This window comes from Pseudanabaena cinerea FACHB-1277, assembly GCF_014696345.1.
Taxonomy (GTDB): Bacteria; Cyanobacteriota; Cyanobacteriia; order Pseudanabaenales; family Pseudanabaenaceae; genus Pseudanabaena; species Pseudanabaena cinerea.
The window spans coordinates 1-6321 of the sequence record NZ_JACJPY010000141.1 but is presented as its reverse complement, the minus strand read 5'-3'; the positions used below and the strand labels follow the sequence as shown (position 1 = coordinate 6321).

7 protein-coding genes and 1 tRNA gene are annotated in these 6321 nt (G+C 43.8%); 4 read left to right on the top strand and 4 right to left on the bottom strand.

The window, feature by feature from the left end:
* Nucleotides 1-42 precede the first annotated feature (42 nt).
* The gene (locus tag H6F44_RS21870; protein ID WP_190353206.1) at nt 43-879 is read right to left on the bottom strand and encodes an Rpn family recombination-promoting nuclease/putative transposase; all 837 of its coding nucleotides are present in this window, start codon (nt 877-879) and stop codon (nt 43-45) included.
* Between the two features lie 95 nt (nt 880-974).
* Between H6F44_RS21870 and H6F44_RS21865 the strand changes: the two genes are divergently transcribed.
* Nucleotides 975-1364, top strand: coding sequence for a gamma-glutamylcyclotransferase family protein (locus H6F44_RS21865; RefSeq protein ID WP_190353205.1), 390 nt, complete (start codon nt 975-977; stop codon nt 1362-1364).
* 3 nt (nt 1365-1367) lie between these two features.
* Here H6F44_RS21865 and H6F44_RS21860 read toward each other — a convergent pair whose 3' ends face one another.
* On the bottom strand, nt 1368-1991 hold the full coding sequence (locus H6F44_RS21860) for an alpha/beta hydrolase (RefSeq protein ID WP_190353204.1): 624 nt from the start codon (nt 1989-1991) through the stop codon (nt 1368-1370).
* A 202-nt stretch (nt 1992-2193) separates the two neighbouring features.
* Here H6F44_RS21860 and ccsB point away from each other — a divergent pair, with 202 nt between their 5' ends.
* Complete coding sequence (ccsB, locus tag H6F44_RS21855; protein ID WP_190353203.1) at nt 2194-3258, top strand: c-type cytochrome biogenesis protein CcsB; 1065 nt, start codon at nt 2194-2196, stop codon at nt 3256-3258.
* Between the two features lie 26 nt (nt 3259-3284).
* Here ccsB and H6F44_RS21850 read toward each other — a convergent pair whose 3' ends face one another.
* Nucleotides 3285-3932 carry a hypothetical protein gene (locus tag H6F44_RS21850; RefSeq protein WP_190353202.1) on the bottom strand — a complete coding sequence of 216 codons (648 nt, stop codon included), beginning with the start codon at nt 3930-3932 and terminating at the stop codon, nt 3285-3287.
* 383 nt (nt 3933-4315) lie between these two features.
* Between H6F44_RS21850 and H6F44_RS21845 the strand changes: the two genes are divergently transcribed.
* A tRNA-Asp gene (locus tag H6F44_RS21845) sits at nt 4316-4389 on the top strand.
* A 137-nt stretch (nt 4390-4526) separates the two neighbouring features.
* Entirely contained in the window at nt 4527-5189 is a 663-nt protein-coding gene (locus H6F44_RS21840; protein WP_190353201.1) for a restriction endonuclease subunit R, read from the top strand.
* Nucleotides 5190-5270: 81 nt separating this feature from the next.
* Here H6F44_RS21840 and H6F44_RS21835 read toward each other — a convergent pair whose 3' ends face one another.
* A complete protein-coding gene (locus H6F44_RS21835; protein WP_190353200.1) occupies nt 5271-6167 on the bottom strand; it encodes a metal ABC transporter permease in 897 nt (298 codons plus the stop codon).
* Nucleotides 6168-6321 lie beyond the last annotated feature (154 nt).

Sequence of the window (6321 nt, the reverse complement as noted above, 5' to 3'; positions counted from 1 at the left end):
GGCGCTTTTTTATGTACTATTCAAAATGAGCATCACCAGCAACTACTTCGATAAATTCTGAACCTGATCCAAAGTCAGCCCCGTTGCTACAGCCACCTGTTCAGGTGAGATCCCTATTTTCAACATATTACTAGCCACCCAGCCAACAGCTTCCCTTAATCCCTCAGCCTTGCCCTCAGCCTTACCTTCAGCCTTACCCTCAGCCTTACCTTCAGCCTTACCTTCAAGCTTGGCTTCTTCTATAAACTCTTGCACTAACCAAGCTTTCTTCATCTCCTCTTTAGTAAACATAATCCTTAACTCCTGCTCTTTGTCTTTGCCAAGTTTGTAAACTAAAACTGCTTTTACCAAGTCTAGCACTATTTGTTGAAAGCCTGAATCGACTATCTGTAGGCGAGTTTGAGCAATTAACGCTTTAGCTGATTCTATTGCTACATCCTCATTGACGATCACCAACTCCGCAATATTTACTCCGATCGCCTGACTCGGCTCAATACTCAATTCGTCCAGATACACCCGATGCAGGTGAGGTAGTAAGTTGCGATATTGACGAGGGTAATCTGGCTCAATACTGCATTTTGCAAAAATGATTACCGCTTGCCAATCTTGACTCGGCTGATATTGACGCAAATAAATGAATATTTCACAAAAGAAACGCCAATAAAAACTTGCATCTTTTTGAAACTGTACCTCCACAAAATAAATAGGATGTTGAATTTGCTCTGGGACAAATACACCATCAATACGAAAGGCAAGTTCCTTTACTTCTACGGATTTAAACTCATAATCTTTAGCAAGATCTGGTGGTTCGCCGATCAATGCAAACAACGTATCAGGGAGAGTTTCAAAAATTTTGTAGAAAATACTATCAGTTCGCATGGTTCAATTTGCTAATTAGCCACTTGTCGATGATACAAACGTTACAGCGCTTTGCTCAAACTCAAAACCCAAAAATTACTTATTGAAAACTGGCAATGATGATCAATATTTTTGTATATGGCACTCTCAAGCCAAACTATACCAACTATGATCAATATTGCGCCGCTAAGGTAATCAACAGCCAACAGGCGATCGCCATTGGTGCATTGTTTAATTTGCCGATGGGCTATCCTGCGATGACCGTTGGTAACGCAAAGGTGCAGGGCTATTTGTTGACCTTTGCGGATGATCGCATTCTCGAAGCTCTCGATGAATTGGAGGATTACGAAAGCGATCGCCCTAGCCATAAAAATCTCTACGATCGCCGCGAAATTGAAGTTTTTGACCTAGAGAAAAAGCCCCTAGGTTTAGCATGGGCATATTTGATGCACCCCGAACAGATCACTCAGTTTGGCGGTGTTGCTAATCCTGATGGTTGCTATTAGCAATTATAAATTCGCAACGATGAACTCATGGACGCGATCGCAGGTTTCTGGGCGTATTTCGTGGGACATCTCATATTCTTCGTAGTCGATCATCACACCTAACCGCGTAAATATTTCCTGTGTATTGCGAGCCATCGCGATCGGCACAACGGGATCTAATGTGCCATGGGTAACTAGGATCGGCGGAAAATCCATGTTCGCCAATTCCTGCAATTCCTCCTCAGTAATGTGCAGATAGCCACTGAGGGCAATCAAACCTGCTAAGGGAAACACCAAACCCACATCTAGAGTCATTGCGCCACCTTGCGAAAAGCCCAGCAAAAATGTTTGTTCCAAGGGAACCCCTGTCAACTCAGGTAAATTCTCTAGAAAATCACAGAGCAGTTCACAGCTTTTGGCTAACCCATCCGTATCAAGGCTTTGCAGGTCGTACCACATTTTCCCCCCAGGCATTTGATGATCAAAGGGCGCTTCAGGGAAAATCCATTGATAATTAGGAAGATTTACAAGTGGTGCAAGGGATACTAAATCATCACAGTTTGCGCCCCATCCATGCAGCGCCACGATTGCGCCTTGGGCATTGGGATTAGGCAATTGGGTAGGTAGCGATCGGTAGTTTAGAGTCATGAAAAAAATTATAGCTTTTGCAAAGCCCTGTAAACCTTGATTAGGGTAAGAATGATTGAGTTACAATATCCATGGCTGTCGCCAGTTTTGTTAAAACGCAAACCCACTCGCTTCTTGGGTTTTGATTAGCTTTAATGTAAGCGACTACAGCTATATTAAGAATATAAAAACAAAATATAAAAACTGCTGGAGAATAGCTGGAATGCAATTTGTCGCGCTTCAGAACATTTTAGATAACACATCCTTTGCCGTCCTTTTTGTGACTATGTTGGTCTTTTGGGTGCAGGTTGCCTTTCCGAACCTGCCCTATCTGCGATCGCTGGGCAATGCAGGTATGGCGATCGCCAACCTCTGTATGGCAACGCTGTTAGGGGCGCGATGGCTCGATGCAGGCTATTTCCCCCTCAGCAACCTCTACGAATCGCTATTTTTCTTAGCATGGGGGATCACCACCATGCACATCGTTGTTGATCGCATTGGCAGTAAAAGTGCTAATGATAATGCCAAAAGACTTGTGGGCGCATTTACCTCGCCCCTAGCCATGGGCATCACTGCCTTTGCTGCCCTTGCCCTTCCCGCAGGAATGCAGGTGTCAGAGCCGCTAGTACCTGCCCTTAAGTCTAATTGGTTGATGATGCACGTTAGTGTGATGCTGTTGAGCTATGCCGCCTTGATGACGGGTAGTATTTTGGCGATCGCGTTCTTGATTGTCACTCGTGGCCAGGAGGTGATTTTGCAGGGCAGCTCCTTCGGCACGAATCACCGTAGTCTCAGTGAGCTGAATATAAGTGAGCTGAATATCAATAACTCCAATAATTCGGAAACCTTTGCCGCCTTTGCGGTTGAGGGGATGGCTGATGTATTAAGTAGCAATAGTTTAGCCAATCAACGCAGCAATCAAGCCACTTTGATCGCCCCCACGACTACCGCCCTATCCCTGCGCCGCCTTACTCTTGGCGAAACCTTAGATAATCTCAGTTATCGGACGATCGGTTTAGGATTTCCCCTGTTGACCATTGGCATTATTGCGGGGGGCGTATGGGCAAACGAAGCATGGGGATCTTACTGGAGTTGGGACCCCAAAGAAACATGGTCATTGATTACATGGCTCGTATTTGCCGCCTATTTGCATACCCGTATTACTAAGGGTTGGCAGGGGCGCAAACCTGCAATTTTGGCAGGGGTGGGGCTGTTAGTGGTTTGGACTTGCTATCTCGGTGTTAACTTGTTAGGCAAGGGTTTACATAGTTACGGTTGGTTTCTCTAAAAAAAGCGGCGCATCGCGCCGCTTTTTTATTGGAAGTTCTTCTCGCGATCGCGCAGTTCCTGTTCTAACTTAGGCAAATTTTCTAATTCAAAAACCGTAATACTGCCTGAATTAGCACTGCCACGACCATTTTGCAATAGTTCCACCCAATAGCCATACCTTGCCCCTTGACGCAGTTCCCCTTGCAAAGCGCGGAGGATCGGCGAAGCATTGCGATATTGCGATCGCTGTACCATTGCTGCCGTGGGATAGGCATAAACGGGCTTAGCGGTGGCATAGTCACGCATAATTTCGGGACCATAGATAGCCCGCAAAGACTCCTCTAGCCGTGACTTAGTGACACCATTAATAATGTCAAAAAACCTAATTTGCTCACTGCGAATTAAATTAGCTTCCCCCTTCATATCTGCTAGTCCTGGAATCAGCACACTCGCTTGAAACTGAAACCGACGGGCGGGAGTGTCACTTTTGCTAACGAGGAGACGCTCATTTTTATTGGGTTTCAGCACAGGATGCGATCGCACCCAGTCGATGACCTGATCGGGTGTCTGCCCTGGTAAAGCGATCGCCGATGGCACATTATGCCAAGCGATCAAGATGGGGATTTGCGCCCAAAGTGCGGTGGCGATCGCCAATCTCACACCTTTAATATTCGCATTCTTCAAGCAATTCATGACACTCCTCTACGCCAATCAAGATTTAATAACAGCCTAAGAAATGGCTACGCCATTTCTTAGGCTGAAAACCCTTACTAGGTTTATTTTTGAATTCACTAAACTGCGGCAACACTTTTGTGAATTGACACAAAGTCAAATTAAGATGGCAAATGATGCGTGAAAGGATATCACAGCCCAGCAACTTTGTAACGACATTTTCTGACTTTTTGAGACAGCAAAAACCAAATGAGATGGTGGCGCTTAGCGCAGTCCCCCCTTATTGAGCAAATATTTTGGTTAAGGTATTGACAAAAGTTTCCTAGATCATCATAATAAGGATCGCTTAATCAAGGAAAGCAAAAGCCAACCTTTAGTAAGCGGTTCCGTAAAGGAAGAAACTTGGGTCTGTAGTTCAATTGGTTAGAGCACCGCCCTGTCACGGCGGAAGTTGCGGGTTCGAGCCCCGTCAGACCCGTTTTAAGTAGTGAAAATATATAAGCAATCAGAAGCAAAGGAAATCTATTTGGAATTTTCCTTTGCTTTTGTACTATTCCTCTACAATTGGCAAAAGCTACGATGATCAGAAATATTGCTTAACCTCAATATATAGCCATGACTGTCCTCAACGCCAGCACCCTCAACCTCGATCAAGTCTATCAATATTTTCATTTTGAAAGATTATCCTATAACTCTTTTAGATATTTGCTTCAGCTAGAGCCTCTATCTGAATGGGAAATTGCTGAATTAAATCAAATTCGCGCAGATTTTGAAAACTATCTCAATGATGGGAAAGTGCTAGAAGGGATGGTGATGGCTTTGACAATCTTACCATTGTTGAGATTGGCAGGATTTTATCGATCGCCGATTAAAATGCGAATGGAGCAGGAAATAGCTCGCATTCATATTGAGGATGAAGATATTGAGATCACAGGGCGCTTAGACCTGATTTGTGTAAATAAAAATTGTCCTCAACCAACGGATATTCCTTTTTGGGTTTTAGTAGTTGAATCAAAAAATACCAGTATCAGTCCTACTGAAGGATTGCCGCAGTTATTGTCTTATACATACAAGAGTTTAGAACAGCAGAGATCGGTGTGGGGATTAACTACCAATGGCGTGTATTTTGAATTTATCTATGTTGAAAATAAGAATGAAGGTGAAGTAATCCATCCCACCTATCAGCCATTACCTTCATTGCACTTAATAGAGCCTGAGTCATCGGAGAAATTATTACAAGTATTAAAGGCAATTTGTAAGTTGCAAAATAGCCTTTAACTAGCTAGGCATAGGTAAATTAAAAAGACGAAAAGTTGCCTCGCCCTCTATGCGGACGGGACAGCTTTTCGTTTTTAGGTCTTAGAGGAAGGTCTTGTCGGGCTTTCTTGCACTAGAATTACGCACTAAGTTCTTTACCCTGCTGGAGATCGCTTTCTTGGTTAAAATTCCTTGGGAAGGGCTAAATAACAAAGCGAATAGGAACATTCCTGAAATAATCAAGACGATCGCACTGCCTGAAGGCACATTTTGATAATAGCTAATGTACATACCACTAACACTGGCAATAACTCCAAACAAGGCTCCTAGTGCCATCATTAAGTGTAATTCCTTCACTAATAGATAGGCTGTGGCGGCGGGGCCAGTGAGGAGTGAAACCACTAACACCACACCAACCGATTGCATACTGGCGATAATTGTGAGCGTAATTCCTGCCATCAGTCCAAAGTGAATGAAATGGACAGGTAAACCCATCGCCTTGGAAGCTAGGGGATCAAAGCAATAGAAGATTAATTCACGGTAGAAGATGATTACACAAGCTAAGACAGCGATCGCAATAATCAACGTTCGCCATAGGTCAGCAGTGGTCACTCCCAAAATATCGCCAAATAGAAAACTATGCAGATCTAATTTGCTTTTGAGTGTAGTAATCAACATGACTCCTAAAGCTAAAAATCCTGAAAATACCAGAGCCATTGCTGTATCAACTTTAATTTTGGAATGGGTCTGAATCCAAGCCACGACAAAGGTGCTAATCGTACCTGCGATGAATGCACCCAGAAAAATATCCATGCCAATATAAAAGGCGATCGCCAGCCCTGGTAAAACTGCATGGGCAACCACATCGCCTAAAAGTCCCATGTGCTGCACGATCAGATAACTACCAATTACCGCCGATAAAATGCCAATCAGCACACCGATCGCGATCGCATTTCGCATAAACTCAAAGCCCAAAGGTTCTATTAACCAAGTCAACATAATTTTTACGCTCATGTGGGTAAATAGGTGAAAGGAGGGACAAGAAGACGGCGGAGGAAGTCAAAATCAATCCAACGTAAATTGTAAGCCCACTCAAACATGGCTACATAGAGATGCAGATACTTTTTATGGATACCGCGAAATGGACGAACAA